The organism is Tsukamurella spumae, assembly GCF_012396015.1.
Taxonomy (GTDB): Bacteria; Actinomycetota; Actinomycetes; order Mycobacteriales; family Mycobacteriaceae; genus Tsukamurella; species Tsukamurella spumae.
The window spans coordinates 1-18,378 of the sequence record NZ_JAAXOQ010000030.1 but is presented as its reverse complement, the minus strand read 5'-3'; the positions used below and the strand labels follow the sequence as shown (position 1 = coordinate 18,378).

The window sequence follows — 18,378 nt, the reverse complement described above, 5'->3', positions numbered from 1 at the left end:
GGCCGACGGTGCCGCCGACCAGTCGTGAGGTCCGCCGTCCGAGTGCGGGCAGGCTCGGCCTGCTGGACCCCGCAGCGGAGTCGAACCTCGAACTCCTGAAATGGGCCGACACAGCCTGTTCCGACGTGCTGTGGGCGCTCTCGCGTGCCGCCGATCCGGACTGGACGCTGCGCGCCCTGGTGCGGCTGCGGGAGACGACGGGCGAGGACTGGGCCGAGATCGACGGCCTGATCCGCTCCGACACCACCTTCCGCGGCCGCCTGTTCGGGTTGCTCGGCGCCTCGGACGCGTTGGGCGATCACCTGATCAGCCACCCGGGATCCTGGCGGCTGCTGCAGGACACGGCGCCGCTGAAATCGCGGGACGACCTGATCACGGCGATGCTCGCCACCGTCGACGCCGTGAAGGTGCCGGGGCGGCGCGACGACGACCTCCTGTATCGCGCCGCCGTCACCGGCGGCGAGGCGATCGCGCGGCTGCGGGACGGCTACCGCGACCTCGCGATGGTGCTGGCCGCGCGCGACCTCGCCGAGCTGGTGGAGAACGAGCCCACGCTGCCCTTCCCGGTCGTGGGTGCGCACCTCGCCGACCTCGCGGACGCGGCGTTGACGGCCGCCCTGTCGGTCGCCGTGGCGACGGTGTTCCCCGACGCCGATCCGGAGGGTCGGCTCGCCGTGGTCGCGATGGGCAAATGCGGTGCGCGAGAACTGAACTACGTCTCCGACGTGGACGTGATCTTCGTGGCCGAGCCGGCCGACGGTCCGTCCGCGCGGCTGGCGGGGGAGATGATGCGGATCGGCTCCGCCGCCTTCTTCGACGTGGACGCGGCCCTGCGCCCCGAGGGCAAGGCCGGCAGCCTCACCCGCACCCTGGATTCGCATGTGGCGTACTACAAGCGGTGGGCCAAGACCTGGGAGTTCCAGGCGCTGCTCAAGGCTCGGCCGCAGACCGGCGACATGCAGCTCGGTCACGACTACCTCGCGGCGCTCAGCCCCATGGTGTGGGAGGCGTCCGAGCGCGAGGACTTCGTGCAGGACGTGCAGGAGATGCGTCGCCGCGTCGAGGAGAACATCGCTCCCGACCTGCGCGAGCGCGAACTCAAGCTGGGCCGCGGCGGCCTCCGCGATGTCGAGTTCGCCGTCCAGCTCCTCCAGCTGGTGCACGGCCGCACCGACGAGACCCTGCGGGAGCGCAGCACCGTCGACGCCCTGGAGGCCCTGACGACGGGCGGCTACGTGGGCCGCGAGGACGGGGCCAACTTCACCGCCTCGTACGAGTTCCTCCGCCGCCTCGAGCACCGGCTGCAGCTGCGCCGCATGGAGCGCACGCACCTGCTGCCGCCGCAGGATCACGAGGAGGCCTGGCGCTGGTTGGCCCGGGCCGCGCACATCCGGCCCGATGGCGACCGCGACGCCGCGGGGGTGCTGCGGGCCGAACTCAAGCGGCAGTCGGCGCGGGTGCGAAGGCTGCACACGAAGCTGTTCTACCGGCCGCTGCTCGACTCCATCGCCGATCTCGACGCCGATGCGGTGAGCCTGTCCGACGACGCGATCATCGCGCGACTCGGGGCCCTCGGCTTCCACCAGCCGCAGCACGCCCTGGCGCATCTCAAGGCGATGGCCGACTCGTCGCGCCGGGGCCGCATCCAGACCATCCTGCTGCCCACGCTCCTCGAATGGCTCAGCGAGACACCGAACCCCGACGCCGGCCTGCTGAACTACCGCAAGCTGTCCGAGGACCTGCGCGATGTGGAGTGGTACCTGCGAGTGCTGCGCGACGAGTCCGTCGTGGCGCAGCGCTTGATGACGGTGCTGGGCTCCTCGACCTTCGTCGCCGAGCTGCTGGGGCGCTCGCCCGAGGTGATCCGCCTCTACGCCGACGGCGCCGCCGGACCCAAGCTCACGGAGACCTCCCCGCACGAGGTCTACAACGGCATGCTCGCGGCGGTCAGCCGTGCGCACCACCGGGACCGGGCCATCGCGGTGGCCCGCGCCATGCGCCGCAGCGAGATCGCGCGCATCGCGTCCGCCGACATCCTCGGGATGATGACGGTGCCCGAGGTCTGCACCGCGCTGTCCTCGGTGTGGGGCGCGGCGCTCGACGCGGCACTGGTGTCGGAGATCGCGACCTCGGTCGTCGAACGGGAATCCAGCAGAAGCGATTACAAGCCCGGCGCGCCCGCCCGGCTCGCGGTGATCGGCATGGGGCGGCTCGGCGGGCACGAGATCGGCTACGGCTCGGACGCCGACGTCCTGTTCGTCTGCGTGCCCAACGAGGGGTACGAGGAGTCCGACGCCGTGCGCTGGGCGAACCTCGTCGCCGACGCGGTGCGTAAGCGGCTCGGTGCACCGTCGGTGGACCCGGGCCTGGAGGTCGACACCGGGCTGCGCCCCGAGGGCCGCAACGGGCCGGTCGTGCGCACCCTGGCGGCGTATCGCGCCTACTACCACGAATGGGCGCAGCCCTGGGAGGTGCAGGCGCTGCTGCGCGCCACCCACGTCGCGGGCGACGAGGGGCTCGCGCTCGAGTTCCTGCACATGGTCGACGAGGTGCGTTACCCGGACGGCGGCGTCTCGGCGGCGACGGTGAACGAGCTGCGCCGCATCAAGGCGCGCGTCGACTCCGAGCGGCTGCCCCGCGGCGCCGATCCCGCCACCCACACCAAACTCGGTCGCGGCGGGCTCTCCGACGTGGAGTGGACGGTGCAGCTCGAGCAGTTGCGGCACGCGAGCGCCGTGCCCGCGCTGAAGAACACGTCCACCCTGGAGTCCTTGGACGTCATCGGGGCGGCGGAGCTGGAGCCGGAGAGCGACGTGGAACTGCTCCGCGACGCGTGGCTCACCGCGACCCGCTCCCGCAACGCCCTGTTCCTGGTGCGCGGCAAGCCGGTCGACCAGCTGCCCGGACCGGGCGCGGTCCTCGCGAACGTCGCCTTCGTGGCCGGTTGGCGGGGTCCCGCGCTGGACTTCCTGGAGGACTACCTGCGCACCACGCGGCGCGCCCGGGCCGTCGTCGACCGGGTGTTCTGGGGCGAATAGCGGTTCGCCCGGCAGACTGTCGGCATGAGGATCTTCATCCGGCCGGTGGCGGGCATCGTGGGCACCGTGGCGCTGCTCGCCGCGCTCGCGACCATCGGACTGCACTACTGGCCCGGAGCGCAGAAGGTCACGGTGGCCGCCGCGGCGATGGTGCCCGTGCTCCTGGCGGCGACCGTGGCGCTGGCAGTGGTGTGCCTGCTGTACGCGGGGGCGTTCATCCGGCTGGCGGTCGCGATCGCCGTGGCGGTGTCCGCGATCGGGGTCCAGGCGCCGCTCTGGCGCGGCGAGGCCGCCCCGAGCGGGAAGACGCTGACGGTGCTCACGTCCAACATTCAATTGGGCGGCGGGGACGCGGGCCAGCTGGCGAAGCTGGTGCGCGAGAACAGTGTCGACTTCCTGGCCGTCGAGGAGCTCACGCCCGAGGCGGCGCAGCGGATCGCCGGGAGCACCATCGCGGCCGACCTCCCGTACTCCTTCGTGCACCCGGACCGGCTCGCCTACGGCACCGGGCTCTACAGCCGCCATCCGCTCTCGAGCACGGCGACGGTCCCCGGCTTCGCGCTCGCCGCGCTCACGGCGGTCGCGGCGGTGCCCGGCAGAGGTGACGTCCAGTTGTTCGCGGTGCACCCGGTGCCGCCGCTGGAACCCTCGGACTGGGCCGATGAGCTGTCGAAGATCGGGGCGCTGCTGCACGGTGTCCCCGAGCCGCGACCGGTGATCGCCCTGGGCGACTACAACGCCACCTACGACCACGTGCAGTTCCGTCGCCTGCTCGCCGGCGGCTACCGCGACGCGGGGCAACTGGCCGGCGCGGGATGGCTCCCCACCTATCCCACGGACAAGGCCTATCCGCCGCTGGTGGGGATCGATCACGTGCTCCTGCGCGGGCTCGGCGCGGCCGAGGTCACGGCACACGAGGTGTCCGGCGCGGATCACCTGGCGCTGCTCGCCCGGGTCGGCTGAGCGCCCGGCTCAGATCGTTCCGACGGCCCCCGAGGCCACGTCCGGCACGTAGTCCTGGATGAACGTGGACGAGGTCGAATCGATCCGCGTGCTGGCGCACCCGCGCACGGTGACCCGCTGCCCCGCGCTGAGATTCAGGCTCGACAGGGGCGCACTGAGGGTGAGGGTGGTACCCGACACCGAGGCCTCCAGCGACATCGACGTACTGGTCCACCTGCCGTCGCAGGTGGAGGGCGCCGACAGGATCTCGGCTCCGTCGATGTCGTAGCTCAGGGCCCAGTCCGAGTCGGCGAGGACGCTGAAATCGCAGCCGCGCAACCGGTCCGGGTCGGTCCGGATCGCGATCTCGGTGGAGATCGCCGCCATGTTCGTGCCGGGTTTGAAGGTCATCGTGGAGACCAGGCGCGACCCGTTGGCCGTCACCGTGATCGCCGTCAGGTCGCTCGGGCCGTACACCGTGCCATCGCGGACCGGGTGCGGCTGCGCGTCGGAGGCGCTGTCCGTCAGCGTGATTCCGCCGGTGGGGGTGACCGAGGTGCTCGCGCCCGTGGGGACCGCGGCGATCGTCGGCGACAACGTGGTCCGCTCCGCGGCCACGATCGGCGCGGCGGAACGCGGTGCCGTGCTCCGGCCCAGGACGAACCCGCCCACGGCGGCGAGCGCCGCGAAACCCAGTGCGCAGGAGACGATCACCGCAGTGGGGGTGCCGCGGCGGTCCGGCGCGGGAGCCGGGCCGGGGAGCGGAGCCGGGCCGGGGAGCGGAGCCGGGCCGGGAACGGGGCGATAGCCGTACTGCGGCGCACCACCGGGCGGAGCCTGCCGGGTGGGCGGAGGGCCGCCGTACGAACGAGCGCCGTAGTGGGGGCCGGGGGGCGTTCATCCGCCCAGGTTACGTGCGGCCGATGCGCCGCACAGTCCCCCGAACGGACGAATCCACCGGTGGCGCTGCCGGATCAGGGCAGCCGCAGCTCCAGGCACTGCTCGACGCCGAACAGCCGCAGCGTGCGCTGCGCGCCGGGCGGGATCTCGCTGAGTACGTCCGCCGTTGCGACCGTCCGGGGCTCGCTCGCCGTCAGTGTCTCGCCCTGCCGCACCAGTTCGACGGTGCCCGCCGCGCGGATGTTGCGGACCCAGTCCGTCTCCGAGCCGTAGGGCAGCGCGATGAGCAGGGTGCCCCGGTCGGTGGCGAATGCGTCGACGGGCGTCTCGTAGGCCTTCCCGCTGCGTCGTCCCAGGTGGCGCACGACGGTCCGCGTCGAGTCCGGGGACTGCGCGCCGTGCACGGCGCGTGGATTGGTGACGTCCCGGTTGAAGCGGCGGACCAGGTCGAGGACGGGCCGGATCCGGAATCGGATACCCGCCAGGATCACGGCGAACGCCGCGAGGGGGAGGAGCACCACGGCTCCGACGACGGCGGACAGTACGCGCATGAGGCCTCCAGGTTCGGTGTGCCTCCAGTCCTACCGTGCGGACCGGTCCGGCACATCGGGTGAATCCCTGGTTGCGGGCCTACTTCGCGGACAGGATCTTGATGACGAAGATCAGGGTGTCGCCCGGCAGGATGCCCGCCGAGGGCTGACCGGTGGGGTAGCCGTCGGCCGGTGCGATGGCGACCCCGATGGAGCTGCCCACCTTCTGTCCCGTCAGGGCCTTCCGGAAGCCCGGGATCACGCCGTCGAGCGAGAAGGACGCGGGCTTGCCGCGGTCGTAGGTGCTGTCGAAACGTTCGCCCGTGCGGCCGTTGACGCCCAGATAGCAGACCGAGACGGTCCCGCCGGCGCCGACCACGGCACCGTCGCCGGGCGGATTGAAGGCCTGGACGTGCGTCTCCGCGACGGCGAAGGGCTTCTCGACGGTGATCTGCGGGGAGGCGCTGTCGGAGGGGCCCGTGACGACGATCGAACCGGTCTGCCCCTGGTAGGTCCAGTCCGGCGCGTTCGCGGTGCTGGGCGCCGCGGTCGGGCACGTCGCCGCGGCGTTCGACGAGCACGCCGTGAGGGTCCCGGTGACGAGGGTGACGGCGGTCGCGGCGAGGAGCAGGCGGGAGGGGCGCATCCCCCGAACCTACCGTCTGCGGCGGGGGTACTGGAAGTTCGTGGTGTCGATCCTTCCGGTACCGACCAACGGGACGAGCCCGCACCGGAGAACCGGTGCGGGCTCGAATCGTCGTGCGGGGCTACGACTCACACGTCGTAGTAGAGCTCGAACTCGTAGGGGTGCGGACGCAGGTTCACCGGCGCGATCTCGTTCTCGCGCTTGTAGGAGATCCACTCCTCGATGAGGTCCTCGGTGAACACGCCACCGGCGGTGAGGTACTCGTGGTCCTCCTCGAGACGGTCGATCACGTCCGCGAGCTGCGTGGGGGCCTGCGGGATGCCCTTGGCCTCCTCGGGCGGCAGCTCGTAGAGGTCCTTGTCGACGGGGGCGTGCGGCTCGATCTTGTTCTTGATGCCGTCCAGGCCCGCCATCATCATGGCGGCGAAGGCCAGGTACGGGTTGCCCGAGCTGTCGGGGCAGCGGAACTCGATGCGCTTGGCCTTGGCGTTGTTGCCCGTGATCGGGATGCGGACGCACGCCGAGCGGTTGCGCTGGCTGTACACCAGGTTGATCGGGGCCTCGTAGCCCGGCACGAGGCGCTTGTACGAGTTGATCGTCGGGTTGGTGAAGGCGAGCAGCGACGGGGCGTGGTGCAGGATGCCGCCGATGTACCAGCGCGCCAGGTCCGACAGGCCGCCGTAGCCGGCCTCGTCGTAGAACAGCGGCTTGCCGTCCTTCCACAGCGACTGGTGGGCGTGCATGCCCGAGCCGTTGTCACCGAACAGCGGCTTCGGCATGAACGTGACGGTCTTGCCCTCCTGCCACGCGGTGTTCTTCACGATGTACTTGAACAGCTGGACATCGTCGGCCGCGTGCAGCAGCGTGTCGAACTTGTAGTTGATCTCGGCCTGGCCGCCGGTGCCCACCTCGTGGTGGCCGCGCTCGAGCGTGAAGCCGGCGTTCTGCAGGTTGGTCGAGATCTTGTCGCGCAGGTCCACGTAGTGGTCGTACGGCGCGACGGGGAAGTAGCCGCCCTTGGTCTTGACCTTGTAGCCGCGGTTAGGCGAGCCGTCCTCCTCGATCGGGCGGCCGGTGTTCCAGGAGCCGGAGATCGAATCGACCTCGTAGAACGAGCCGTTGATCGACGAGTCGTACGAGACCGAGTCGAAGATGTAGAACTCGGCCTCGGCACCGAAGAAGCAGGTGTCGGCGATACCCGTGCTGAGCAGGTACTCCTCGGCCTTGCGCGCGATGTTGCGCGGGTCGCGGCTGTAGGCCTCGCGGGTGAACGGATCGTGCACGAAGAACGAGACGTTCAGGGTCTTCGCTGCGCGGAACGGGTCGATCCGCGCGGTCGTGACGTCCGGCAGCAGCATCATGTCGGACTCGTCGATCGACTGGAAGCCGCGGATCGACGATCCGTCGAACGCCAGGCCGTCCTCGAAGACGCTCTCGTCGAATGCCGAGGCGGGGATGCTGAAGTGCTGCATCGTTCCGGGCAGGTCGCAGAAGCGGATGTCGACGTACTCGACGTCTTCCTTCTTCAGGTAGTCGAGAAGTTCCTCTTTGGTAGTGAACACCTGTTACTTGCTCCTTCGTCGTCCGGTGGTGCGACACGGTCTGAACCGTGACCACCACCATCGAGGTTACGAGAATGAACGGTATGGACGAGGTGTTGCCCGGGAACTAACGCAATGTTTCAACGGTGTTACACATCGGGACCTGTCCGGAACACGGTGGGAAAGCTCGCCCACGTACCCTGGGTCGCATGCGTCGAGAAACGGGATCATGGCTCTCCGGAGCCTCTGCGGCACTGCCGGAGGGCGCCCACGGTGACTACCGGGGCCAGCAGCTGGGGCTCCCGCGCGACGGTGCCGGCTCGGTCGCGGGTGCCGGTCGCCGCGTGCTCGGACTGTTCCTCGATTGGGTGCCGTCCGCGCTGATCGCGGTCGCGGTGGTCGGCCCGAACAAGGTGTTCGCGGGGGAGCCGACGTCCTACGACACGCTGGCGCTCGGCATCTGGTTCGTCGTCGGCGTGCTGTCGGTGACGCTGTTCGGCTTCACGCCCGGCCAGTACTTCGCCGGCCTGCGGGTGGCGCGCATCGAGAACCCGCAGATGCGGGTCGGCATCGTCCGGGCCCTCGCCCGGAACCTGCTGATCCTGTTCATCGTGCCGCCGCTCATCCAGGACGTGGACGGGCGCGGCATGCAGGACCGGGCCACCGGCACCGTCGTCGTCCGGTCCCGGTAGCGCCGGTCCGGACAGCACTCGGGGCCCGCAGGTGCGGGCCCCGGAGGCGTGATCAGTTCGAGCCGGTCTTGCGCCGGACGGTGCGCTGCACGCTGCGCATCTTGGCGCCCTGCGGCATCGGGCCGCGGGGCATCTGTGCGCCGCCGCCCCGGTTGGACAGGGCAGCGAGGCGACCCTCCAACTCGTCGATCTTCTTGCCGCTGATGTTCGACGGCAGCTTGTTCAGCGCGCGCTGCAGCTTGCGGAGGGGGACCTGGTTCTCCTCGGAGCCGACCACGAACTCGTAGATCGGGGTCTGGCCGACGACGCGCGCCGTCTTCTTCTTCTCCTGCGCGAGTAGGCCCTTGACCCGCCCCTCGTTGCCCTCGGCCACCAGGATCACGCCCGGCTTGCCGACGACGCGGTGCACGGCATCGGCGTGGGTGGTGCGGGCCACGGCCTGCGTGACGCGCCACGACCCGCGCATGTTCTCCAACGCCCAGCCCGCGGCGCCCACCTGGCCCTCGTTCTTGCTGTAGACATTGCGCTCGAGGCGACGGGTGAAGACGATGAACGCGCCCAGCGCGCCCAGCAGGACGCCGAGGATCAGGAACATCCACCAGGGCTTGATGAGGAAGCCGATGACCAGCGACAGCGCGATCGCGCCGACGAACACGCCGATCATGATCGGCAGCAGCGCCTTGTCCTCCTTGCGCTGCATCTGGAACGCCTGCCACATCTGCTTGCGGCTCGCCCGGGACTTCTCCTTGCGGGCGCGCTTCGCCTCGGCCTTCTGCGCCTTGAGCTTGTCGGCGGCTGCCTTGTCCTGTGCCATGTCTCCCAGCTTAATGTGCGGTCGTTCGGGGCCCTGCGGCCGAGTGCCGGGCTACTTGGCCGCCGCGGCCATCCGGCTGAGCACGGAGGTGGCCTCCTGCGCCGCGTCGCCCTCAGCGGTCAGGTGCGCCATGTTCTCCGGGATCGGCCGGCCGTGGTGCGCCATCGCCTTGGCGTAGAGCTTGCCCGCGCGGTAGGACGAGCGGACCAGCGGCCCGGCCATGACGCCGGCGAAGCCCATCTCCTCCGCGGCGGCGGTGTGCTCGACGAACTCCTCCGGCTTGACCCACCGCTCCACGGGGTGGTGCCGCGGCGAGGGGCGCAGGTACTGGGTGATCGTGATGATGTCGCAGCCCGCGTCGTGCAGGTCGCGCATCGCGGCCGTGACCTCCTCGGGGGTCTCGCCCATGCCGAGGATCAGGTTCGACTTGGTGACCAGGCCGAAGTCGCGGGCCTGCCGGATCACGTCGAGCGAGCGCTCGTAGCGGAACGCGGGCCGGATGCGCTTGAAGATGCGCGGCACCGTCTCCAGGTTGTGGGCCAGCACCTCGGGGCGCGACTCGAACACCTCGGCCAGCAGCTCCGGCTTCGCGTGGAAGTCGGGGATCAGGTTCTCGACGCCGGTGTTCGGGTTCAGCGCGTGGATCTGGCGGACCGTCTCGGCGTAGAGCCACACGCCCTCATCGGGCAGGTCGTCGCGCGCGACGCCGGTGATGGTCGAGTAGCGCAGGCCCATCGCCTGGACGGACTCCGCCACGCGACGCGGCTCGTCCCGGTCCAGCTCTGCGGGTTTGCCCGTGTCGATCTGGCAGAAGTCGCAGCGGCGGGTGCACTGCTCGCCGCCGATGAGGAAGGTGGCCTCGCGGTCCTCCCAGCACTCGTAGATGTTGGGGCAGCCCGCCTCCTCGCACACCGTGTGGAGGCCCTCACGCTTGACGAGGCCCTTGAGCTCGGTGAATTCAGGGCCCATCTTCGCGCGCGTGCGGATCCAGTTCGGCTTGCGCTCGATCGGGGTCTGCGCGTTGCGGACCTCGAGGCGGAGTAGCTTGCGGGGGTTCTCCGGGGTACTCACCCGCCCCATGCTACGCCCGGTCCCGCAGCTCGACGGTGCTGCGGGTCACGCCGCGCGACCGCCCGCCCTCAGGGCTTCGACGGCCACCAGACCCGGTCGCCGAGGGCCGTGATCGCGGCGGGGACGAAGACGGTGCGCACCACCACGATGTCGAGCAGCAGCCCGATGCCGATGGTCGACCCGATCTGCAGCAGGTTGATCACGCTGCCGCTCATGAGGGCGAACATGGTGATGGCGAAGACCAGGCCCGCCGTGGTGATCACGCTGCCGGTGGTGCCGAACGCGCGGAGCACGCCGCGCACCGTCGAATCGCCCGCGGCCTCCTCCCGGATGCGGTCGGCGAACAGCATGCTGTAGTCCGCGCCCACGGCGACCAGCGCCATGAACGAGATCGGCAGCACCGACCAATCGACCGGGATGTCCAGGCCGTGTTGCCAGAGCAGGACGGAGGCCCCCGCGGCTGCGGCGAAGGAGAGCACCACCGTGGCGACCATGAGCAGCGGTGCGATCACGGACCGCAGCAGCACCAGCAGCACGAGGAAGACGCCGATCACCGCGACCACGCCGAACAACAGGAAGTCGCGCAGCACCTGCTCCCGCATCTGCGCGGAGATCGACCCGAGCCCGAAGCCGTCCATGGCGGCCGATTCGAGGACGGTGCCCTTCGCGGCGGCCCGCGCGGCGGCGGGGATGGACGCCGCTGTGCCCAGGGCCTCGTCCGAGTACGGGTTGATGTTCCAGACCACCAGCATGCGGGCGGTGCGGCCGTCGGGCGACAGGAGCACCCGCGAGCCGTCGATGAAGCGGTCCGAGTGCAGCCCCTGCTCGGGGAGGTAGAAGCCCCGGCCCGGGCCGGACGTGGTGCCGGCGCTGAGCCCCGTGAGGTAGTCGGTGGCGGTCCCGAGGCCGACCTGCAGGCGGCCCGTCATCTCCACCACCTGGTCGGTGCCGGTCTTGACCTGGCCCAGGCCCGTGCTCAGCTGCGCGAGGCCCGTGCTCAACTGCGTGACACCCGAGGTGAGCTCGGCGAGTTGCGCTTTGACCTGCTCGGGGCTCAGCCCGCCCAGGCCCTTGAGCAGGCCCTGCAGCCGGGCCAGGGCATCGTCGGCCTGCGCGAGGGCGGTCGCGGCACGATCGGTCGTGCCGGCGGGCAGGACGACGGTGGCCGCACGCACCGCCGTGGCCGCCCGCCCGGAGGTCGCGCGGTCGAGCTCGGCGAAGGCCCGATGCGCGGCGGCGCAGGCACCGTCGGCGGCGCACGACGGGGAGATCGGGCCGACCAGCGGTCCGAGGACCTCGCCGATGCCGGCGGCCGACTGCTGCCGCTGCGCGGCGCGCACCGCATCGGCGGCGGTGGTCAGGGTGGACACGGCGGTGCGCAGCAGGGCCGTCGCGGCGTTCACGTCGACGGTGCCCCCGCTCGCGGTCGCGAGCGCCTGCTGGGCGGAGGTCAGCGCGTCCAGCACACCCGAGGCGAGGCCGGTCACCCGCTGGGTGCCCGCGACGAGCTCCGGCACGCGGCGCGCGGCCTCGCCGGCCCCGGCGTTGAGCTGATCGACGCCGGCCGCGAGCGCCTTGAGCTGCGGCGACGCCTCCGTCAGCTGACGGTTCGCATCGCCCAGGCCGTTCGCCACCTGCTGCGTCTGATACCCGACCGCGGACTCGGGGATGGGCTTACCGTCGGGCCTGGTGATGGACCGGACGTACGCGACCTGCGGCAGGTTGCTCACGCCGATCGCGACCGCCTCGAGCGCCGCGAGGTCGTGGGTGTTGCGCATGTCGTGGTCGGTGCGGATCAGGAGGAACTCGGGCACCGCCTCGTTCACGCCCCAGTGCTTGACCACCGTCTCGTAGCCCTTGCGGGAGTCGGTGGCGCGCAACTGCATCCGATTCTCGTCGAAGCCGATCACCATGCTCGGGAGCGCCGCCGCGGCGGCGAGCAGAACGACCAGGGCGGCCGCCGACAGCGGTACCGCGCGGCGCATCACCCGCGCGCCGGTGCGTCGCCAGCGCTTCTCGGTGCCCGCCCGCGGCTCCACCCAGCCCCGGGCGCCGAGGTAGCGCAGCAGGGCCGGCGGCAGGGTGAGGGCGATCAGGCAGGTGGTGATGATCGAGATCGTCGTGGGCAGGCCCGCGGTGACGAAGATGCCCACCTTGCAGAAGATCATGGCGCCGCTGGCCACGGCGATGGTGAGCGCGGAGGCGGCGATGATGCGGCCGACGCGCGACGACGCCGCGACCACGGCCTCGTCGGAGGAGCTCCCTGCGCGGCGTGCCTCGTGATAGCCGGCCACCGCGAAGATCGCGTAGTCGGTGGCGGCCCCGAGCACCATCGCGGTCATGATCGCGATGGAGAAGTTCGAAACGGGAATCACCTCGTGCTCGCCGAGCAGCGAGACGATGGGGCGCGCCACGGCGAGCGAGAGGCCGATCGTCAGCAGTGGCACGAGCGCGGCGCCCACGGACCGGTAGGTGATGAGCAGTAGCGCCGTGATCAGTGCCACGGAGACGGCGGTGATCACCAGCAGCGAGGAGTCGATCGCGGTGAACAGGTCGGACAGCGTCGGTGCGGTGCCCGTGAATTCGACGGTGGTGCCGGGTGGCGCGGGGATCGACCGGATCGTGGCGCGGATCGCCTCGGTGCTCGATTGCGCACGGGTGGAACCGATGTCGCCGACCTCCGCGACGAGCAGGTTGATCGCCTTGCCATCGGGGCTCAGGCCGACCTCGCGCGCGGCGGGCTTGCCGAAGGTGTCGATGACATAGGCCACGTGCTCGCGGTCGGCCTGCAGCGCGGTGGTGAGGGCGCGGTAGTACTGCTCCTGCTCCGGTCCGATCCTCCCCTCGGCGGCGACGATGACATTGCCCTGCGCCGTCGAGGACGGGGTGCCGAACTCCTGGGCCATGGCGCGCAGGCCGTCGACGCCGGGGAGATCGCCGGGGATGAACGGCGCGGAGTGTCGATGCACGGTCTGCTCGAGTTGCGGGATCGCGACGTTGAGGATGCCCGCGAGTGCGACCCAGAACAGCAGGATCCATGCGGCGTACCGCACGCAGAGCCGGCCGATCCGCGCGAAGACCGTGGTCTTGGCCGCGGAATTATCATGGGTGTCGATCACGGTCGCCTCCGCTCCGCCGGGGGGATCCCGGCCGTGGTCCAAAAATCGAACCGAACTGATAGGTGTGAACGGTATCCCTATCGCCGGAGTTCGCCTAGCGAGTCCGGGTGTGGGTTCGGACGCACAGCAGTAGGGGGAGTGACGTGGATCACAACGAGGTCGATCGTCCGCTACCGGGCCGGCCGGTCCGCGGCTCGGACAGCGGCCGCCCGATGATGGCCGCGCTCGACCTCTTCGGCCGGCGCTGGTCCCTGCGCATCGTCTGGGAGCTGCGGTTCGGCAGGACCCGCTTCTCGGAGCTGCGCACGGGGATCGAGGGGATCTCGTCGAGCACGCTCTCGCAGCGCCTCTCGGAGCTCACGGCCGCGCACATCGTCACGCAGACGACTGATGGCGCCTACCGCCTCAGCTACCAGGGCAAGGCCCTGTTGATCGCCCTCGGGCCGCTGGAGCTGTGGGCGCAGGCGTGGGCTCGCGGCGTCCGCGACGGCGCGGAGGACGTGCCGGACGATGAGGCGCGACCGGCACCGCCCGCAGGTTAGTTATCCGTTCGATTGGTTGCCCGACATATCGAACAGGCGTATCATGAAGTCATGGAGCTGCCGCACCTGATCCGCGATCTACCTGGGGAAGTGATCCCCGAGGGGTTGGCGGGTGTGCACGGCTATCGGGACCAGCTATCGAAGCTGTTGTTCGAACAGCGGCACGCGGAGAACGCGGCCTACTGCCGTCGCGTCGCCACGTTGTACTGCCTCTATCGCACGATGTACGCCGACGCCGAGGCGGAGCTGCTGGGGCTGCCCGCGGATGCGGAGATCGCGGATCTTCGGGCGCGTCGGCGGGACCTGCGACTGCGGGAGACCGCGCTGCAGGCGCAGGTGTCCGTGGTGCTGCGGGTCGGTTCCGCCGCGGCGGACCGCGCGGTGGAGGAGGCGGTGGGGTTCGTCGAGCGGCTGCCGCGGGTGTTCGGGCTGATCGCCACGGGCGTGATCTCGGTGCAGGGCGGTCGTGAGGCGCTCGCCCGGTCGCGGGCGCTCGGAAGGGCGCAGGTTCGCCAGTTCGACGATGCTCTCGCCGACCGGTTGGAGGCCGACGCGCGGGAGTTGCTGGCGATCCCGGCGTTGCGGGAGTTCGCGGACCTGCTGGTCCAGCGGATCGACCCCGAGGCGGCGGTGAAGCGCCGCGAGCGATGCCGCGATGATCGCACGGTCACGTTCCGTTCCGAGGAGGACGGGTTGGCCTCGGCGTTCGCGCTGTTGCCCGCGGAGGATGGGGTGGAGTTCGCGCGGCGCCTCGAGGACATCGTCGCGACGGTCTGCGACGCGGATTCGCGGACGGTGGCGCAGCGACGTGCCGACGGGCTCATGATGTTGCTGCGCGGGTACGTGACGCTGGGGTGCGACTGCGGGGTGTGCGGCAGGGCCGAGGCGCGCGCCGCCGAGAGCGGTGTCGAGGACGGCGTGATCGTGCGGTACCGCGCGCTGGTGCAGGTGGTGGTGAACGAACGTACGCTCGCCGAGCCCGGAAACGACGAATCGGGGTACCTGATCGGGTACGGCCCGATCACCGGTGCGCACGCCCGCGATCTCGCCGGCCGGGAGGACGCAGTGGTCCGGGAGTTCGGCGAGCGGACCGACGCCGGTGCGGATTCCGCCGCCCTCGTGCGGGCCCGCGGCAGTGCGAGCTATCGCCTGACCGCGGACCTCGCCCGCTATCTCACCATCCTGTACCCGCGGTGCGTGTTCCCGCTGTGCACCCGGCCTGCGCGTCGGTGCCAGATCGATCATTCACGCGAGTTCGATCACGCCGATCCCGCCCGCGGTGGCCGGACCGCGGCGGACAACCTGCAGCCGCTGTGCGTGAAGCACCATCAGCTCAAGACGGCGGGCGGGTGGATCGACGCGCGTCTCGCGGACGGCCGGATCCTGTGGATCACCCCGGACGGCGAGCGCATCATCGTCGACCCGGCCGGCATCGTGCTGACGTTGTTCCCGGACCTGACACGGGTGGAATGGACGGTGCCGGACCTGCCGGACCCGAAGTATCGGGTCCGGAACGGGCCCACCAAGCTGCAGCGTGAGCACCGGCGTCGCGAGGAGATCCGCGAACGCAATCGCGACGCAGCGCAGCGGCTGCGCGAGCCGCGGTCGGAGGTGTCGCCCCCGGACCCGCCTGCGCGCACCGGCACCGGCACCGGTATCAGCATCGTCGAGGAGCGACTGCGATGCGTGCTGCGCACGCACGGTCGGCGCGTTCGCGCCGAGATCCGCGCGGAGCGCGCCGCGCTGCTCCCTCCGGAGGGGCGGCACCGTCGGGAACCCGAGCCGGCGCACCCCGCCGACGAGCCGCCCCCGTACTGACCGGGGTGGTCCGGGCGGCGCGGATTCAGCGCGCGGTCGGCGCCGAGGTCTGGTGCAGCGACTCGTCCGTGACGGGCAGGTCGCCGTCGAGCGCGCGCCGCACCGCGTCGACCACGGCGTCGCGGACCTCGCCGACGGTGACATCGCGGCCGAGCTCGGCGCTCAGCGTCGTGACGCCCGCATCGGGGATGCCGCACGGGATGATCGCATCGAAGCCGCCGAGAGTGTTGTCGCAGTTGAGGGCGAAGCCGTGCAGGGTGACGCCGCGCGCGACGCGGATGCCGATCGCCGCCACCTTGCGCTCGGGGCGCGCACCGTCGGCGCGGAACCAGACGCCCGAGCGGCCCTCGACCCGCCCGGCGTCGAGCCCGAGGCCGCGGCAGACCTCGATGAGGGCCTGCTCGATGCGCCGCACGTAGTCGACCACGTCCATCGCCGAGCCGAGCTTGATGATCGGGTAGCCCACGAGCTGGCCGGGGCCGTGCCAGGTGATCTTGCCGCCGCGGTCCACGTCGATGACGGTGCTGCCGTCGGTGGGCAGGTCCTGGGGTTCGGTGCGCTTACCCGCCGTGAACGTAGGGGGATGCTCGAGGAGCAGCAGCCGGTCGTCGATCGTGCCGTCGGCGCGCTGGCCGGCGAGATCGTGCTGGAGGTCGAAGGCCTCCTGGTAGCCGATGGTGCCGAGGTCCTCGACGACGATCGGCGTGGATTCGGCGCGGGCGGAGCGTGCAGGCATGCCGTCGACGCTACGCCTCGTCGGTCATCGCCACGGCGAGAGCGCCGGGAAGTGCGGTGTGCGCGAAGCGGAATCCGCTCTCGTGCAGCACGCGCGGCACGACCCGCTGGGAGCCGAGCAGGCCCTCGTCGGCGATCTCGCCGACCGCCGCGCGCAGGGCGAACCGCGGTACGACCCACCGGGCGGGGCGGTGCAGCTCGCGACCGAGGGCCTCGTTGAAGGCCTGCTGTCGTACGGGCGCGGGGGAGGTGATGTTGACGGGACCGGCGATCGTGCCGGCGAGCGCACCGTCGAGCACGTGCAGGACGGCGCGCGCGGCGTCCTCGCGCGCGATCCAGGACATCCACTGGTGGCCGCTGCCCAGGCGTCCGCCGAGGCCGAGCCGGTAGACCCGGCGCAGCACGGGCAGCAGCCCGCCCGCTCCGGAGAGCACGTGGCTGAAGCGGAGGTGGGCGACGGTGGCCCCCGCGGCACGGGCGGGATCCGCCGCGGCCTCCCACTCGACGCACAGCCCCGCGAGGAACCCCGAGCCGGGCGGCGTGCCGACGGTGCCGTCGACGCACTCGGCCTCGCCCGCGTCGCCGTAGACGCCGATCGCGCCGGCGCCCAGGAACACCGGGACGCCGTCGCGCGCCGCCGCCTCGGCGAGCGCGGCCGCGGGCTCGATCCGCGAATCGCGCAGCTCCTGCTTGACCGCACCGGTCCACCGGCGACCCGCGATCGGGGAGCCGTTGAGCACGATCACCGCGTCGAAACCGGTGAGGTCCGGAACCTCGCCGTGTCGCGGGTTCCAGGGGAGCGCACCGACCGGGACGAGGGCATCGCCCCGAACGAGCGGAACGACGGTGTCGCCCCGCCGGGTCAGTGCTCTCGACAGCGCGCTGCCGATGAGCCCCGACGATCCGGCGAGGGCGACCCGTCGTTCCATGGGTTCCGGGTGCGTCCTGCGCCTACAGGCCCAGGTCGGCCTCGAACGCGCCCTCCTCGAGACGGTGCTTGACCGTGGTGAGGAAGCGGCCCGCGTCGGCACCGTCGATGAGGCGGTGGTCGTAGGTCAGCGGCAGGAAGGCCATCGGGTGGATGCCGATGGACTCGGTGCCCGCGGCGTCCTTGACCACGACCGGGCGCTTGACGATCGCACCGGTGCCGAGCATCGCCGCCTGCGGCGGGACCAGGATCGGGGTGTCGAAGAGCGCACCCTCGCTGCCGATGTTGGTGATGGTGAAGGTGCCGCCGGACAGCTCGTCGGGCTTGAGGCCGCTACCGCGGGTGCGGTCGGCGAGGTCCACGATGGCCCGCGCGAGGCCGGCCAGCGACAGGTCGTCGGCGTTCTTGATCACCGGCGACAGCAGGCCCTGCGGGGTGTCGACGGCGATGCCGAGGTTCACGCCACCGTGGTAGGTGATCTCCTTGAAGTCGTCGCTGATCGACGCGTTGACGTTCGGGTGCACCTTGAGCGCCTCGATGACCGCCTTCGCGATGAAGGGGAGGTACGTGAGGTTGACGCCCTCGTTGGCCTTGAACGAGGCCTTCGCCTGCGCGCGCAGCGCGACGATCTTGCTGAAGTCGACCTCGAAGACCTGGGTGAGCTGCGCGGAGCCCTGCAGCGACTCCCGGGTGACCCGCGCCGTGATCTGGCGGATGCGGTTCGTCTTCTGCGAGGTGCCGCGGAGCGCCGCCAGCTCGGGACGCACGCCCTTCGGCACCGACGGTGCCGCCGGTGCGGCAGCCGCGGGGGCAGCGGCAGGCGCTGCAGCGGGGGCCTTGGCGGACTCGGCCGCCGCCAGCACGTCCTGCTTGCGGATGCGCCCACCGACGCCGGTGCCCTTGACCGCGTTCAGGTCCACGTTGTTCTCCGCGGCCAGCTTGCGGACGAGCGGGGTCACGTACGGCGTCGAGTCCGACGACGAGGCGGCCGGGGCGGGAGCCGCCGCGGGTGCCGGAGCGGCGGGCGCCGCAGGCGCCGCGGGAGCGGGAGCGGCAGGGGCC

Annotated in this window: 15 protein-coding genes; 5 read left to right on the top strand and 10 right to left on the bottom strand. The window is 71.2% G+C overall.

Annotated elements, in window-relative coordinates:
- The first annotated feature begins 8 nt into the window (after positions 1-8).
- Together HF999_RS18395 and HF999_RS18390 are read left to right on the top strand one after the other, a co-directional pair.
- Positions 9-3,038, top strand: coding sequence for a bifunctional [glutamine synthetase] adenylyltransferase/[glutamine synthetase]-adenylyl-L-tyrosine phosphorylase (locus HF999_RS18395; RefSeq protein ID WP_168547300.1), 3,030 nt, complete (start codon positions 9-11; stop codon positions 3,036-3,038).
- Between the two features lie 24 nt (positions 3,039-3,062).
- Positions 3,063-4,001, top strand: coding sequence for an endonuclease/exonuclease/phosphatase family protein (locus HF999_RS18390; protein ID WP_168547299.1), 939 nt, complete (start codon positions 3,063-3,065; stop codon positions 3,999-4,001).
- 9 nt (positions 4,002-4,010) lie between these two features.
- Here HF999_RS18390 and HF999_RS18385 read toward each other — a convergent pair whose 3' ends face one another.
- The 4 genes from HF999_RS18385 to glnA all read right to left on the bottom strand — a co-directional run bounded on the left by HF999_RS18385 (position 4,011) and on the right by glnA (position 7,618).
- A complete protein-coding gene (locus HF999_RS18385) occupies positions 4,011-4,694 on the bottom strand; it encodes a hypothetical protein (protein WP_168547298.1) in 684 nt (227 codons plus the stop codon).
- 260 nt (positions 4,695-4,954) lie between these two features.
- The gene (locus HF999_RS18380) at positions 4,955-5,431 is read right to left on the bottom strand and encodes a nitroreductase family deazaflavin-dependent oxidoreductase (protein WP_168547297.1); all 477 of its coding nucleotides are present in this window, start codon (positions 5,429-5,431) and stop codon (positions 4,955-4,957) included.
- A gap of 79 nt (positions 5,432-5,510) precedes the next feature.
- Entirely contained in the window at positions 5,511-6,056 is a 546-nt protein-coding gene (locus HF999_RS18375; RefSeq protein WP_168547296.1) for an FKBP-type peptidyl-prolyl cis-trans isomerase, read from the bottom strand.
- A 128-nt stretch (positions 6,057-6,184) separates the two neighbouring features.
- Positions 6,185-7,618, bottom strand: a complete 1,434-nt coding sequence (glnA, locus tag HF999_RS18370; protein WP_168547295.1) for a type I glutamate--ammonia ligase — start codon at positions 7,616-7,618, stop codon at positions 6,185-6,187.
- Positions 7,619-7,806: 188 nt separating this feature from the next.
- Here glnA and HF999_RS18365 point away from each other — a divergent pair, with 188 nt between their 5' ends.
- Positions 7,807-8,289, top strand: coding sequence for an RDD family protein (locus HF999_RS18365; protein WP_168547294.1), 483 nt, complete (start codon positions 7,807-7,809; stop codon positions 8,287-8,289).
- 52 nt (positions 8,290-8,341) lie between these two features.
- On the opposite strand, the gene HF999_RS18360 is transcribed toward HF999_RS18365, so the two are convergent.
- Genes HF999_RS18360 through HF999_RS18350 form a run of 3 tightly spaced genes read right to left on the bottom strand, consistent with a single transcriptional unit; the run spans position 8,342 to position 13,293 of the window.
- Positions 8,342-9,103 (bottom strand): DUF4191 domain-containing protein, encoded by a 762-nt coding sequence (locus HF999_RS18360; RefSeq protein WP_168547293.1) that lies wholly within the window; start codon positions 9,101-9,103, stop codon positions 8,342-8,344.
- A 51-nt stretch (positions 9,104-9,154) separates the two neighbouring features.
- Positions 9,155-10,183, bottom strand: coding sequence for a lipoyl synthase (gene lipA, locus HF999_RS18355; RefSeq protein WP_168547292.1), 1,029 nt, complete (start codon positions 10,181-10,183; stop codon positions 9,155-9,157).
- A gap of 59 nt (positions 10,184-10,242) precedes the next feature.
- The gene (locus HF999_RS18350) at positions 10,243-13,293 is read right to left on the bottom strand and encodes an MMPL family transporter (RefSeq protein ID WP_312854198.1); all 3,051 of its coding nucleotides are present in this window, start codon (positions 13,291-13,293) and stop codon (positions 10,243-10,245) included.
- Positions 13,294-13,436: 143 nt separating this feature from the next.
- Between HF999_RS18350 and HF999_RS18345 the strand changes: the two genes are divergently transcribed.
- Positions 13,437-13,835 (top strand): winged helix-turn-helix transcriptional regulator, encoded by a 399-nt coding sequence (locus HF999_RS18345; protein WP_312854197.1) that lies wholly within the window; start codon positions 13,437-13,439, stop codon positions 13,833-13,835.
- 51 nt (positions 13,836-13,886) lie between these two features.
- Positions 13,887-15,653: an HNH endonuclease signature motif containing protein gene (locus HF999_RS18340; protein WP_168547291.1), complete on the top strand. Its 1,767-nt coding sequence runs from the start codon at positions 13,887-13,889 to the stop codon at positions 15,651-15,653.
- A 25-nt stretch (positions 15,654-15,678) separates the two neighbouring features.
- Here HF999_RS18340 and lipB read toward each other — a convergent pair whose 3' ends face one another.
- The 3 genes from lipB to sucB all read right to left on the bottom strand — a co-directional run.
- The gene (gene lipB / locus HF999_RS18335) at positions 15,679-16,389 is read right to left on the bottom strand and encodes a lipoyl(octanoyl) transferase LipB (RefSeq protein ID WP_168547290.1); all 711 of its coding nucleotides are present in this window, start codon (positions 16,387-16,389) and stop codon (positions 15,679-15,681) included.
- 10 nt (positions 16,390-16,399) lie between these two features.
- Positions 16,400-17,317, bottom strand: coding sequence for a TIGR01777 family oxidoreductase (locus HF999_RS18330; protein WP_168547289.1), 918 nt, complete (start codon positions 17,315-17,317; stop codon positions 16,400-16,402).
- A gap of 22 nt (positions 17,318-17,339) precedes the next feature.
- Positions 17,340-18,378 (bottom strand): 2-oxoglutarate dehydrogenase, E2 component, dihydrolipoamide succinyltransferase (sucB, locus tag HF999_RS18325; RefSeq protein WP_168547288.1); only part of this gene is annotated, 1,039 nt, incomplete at its 5' end.

What these genes read in the sequence shown, in the direction of transcription:
- HF999_RS18360 (WP_168547293.1), bottom strand. Translation starts at nt 9,103, where the DNA reads ATGGCACAGGACAAGGCAGCCGCCGACAAGCTCAAGGCGCAGAAGGCC.
- HF999_RS18340 (WP_168547291.1), top strand. Translation starts at nt 13,887, where the DNA reads ATGGAGCTGCCGCACCTGATCCGCGATCTACCTGGGGAAGTGATCCCC.
- HF999_RS18390 (WP_168547299.1), top strand. Translation starts at nt 3,063, where the DNA reads ATGAGGATCTTCATCCGGCCGGTGGCGGGCATCGTGGGCACCGTGGCG.
- HF999_RS18375 (WP_168547296.1), bottom strand. Translation starts at nt 6,056, where the DNA reads ATGCGCCCCTCCCGCCTGCTCCTCGCCGCGACCGCCGTCACCCTCGTC.
- HF999_RS18330 (WP_168547289.1), bottom strand. Translation starts at nt 17,317, where the DNA reads ATGGAACGACGGGTCGCCCTCGCCGGATCGTCGGGGCTCATCGGCAGC.
- HF999_RS18380 (WP_168547297.1), bottom strand. Translation starts at nt 5,431, where the DNA reads ATGCGCGTACTGTCCGCCGTCGTCGGAGCCGTGGTGCTCCTCCCCCTC.
- HF999_RS18365 (WP_168547294.1), top strand. Translation starts at nt 7,807, where the DNA reads ATGCGTCGAGAAACGGGATCATGGCTCTCCGGAGCCTCTGCGGCACTG.
- lipA (WP_168547292.1), bottom strand. Translation starts at nt 10,183, where the DNA reads ATGGGGCGGGTGAGTACCCCGGAGAACCCCCGCAAGCTACTCCGCCTC.
- lipB (WP_168547290.1), bottom strand. Translation starts at nt 16,389, where the DNA reads ATGCCTGCACGCTCCGCCCGCGCCGAATCCACGCCGATCGTCGTCGAG.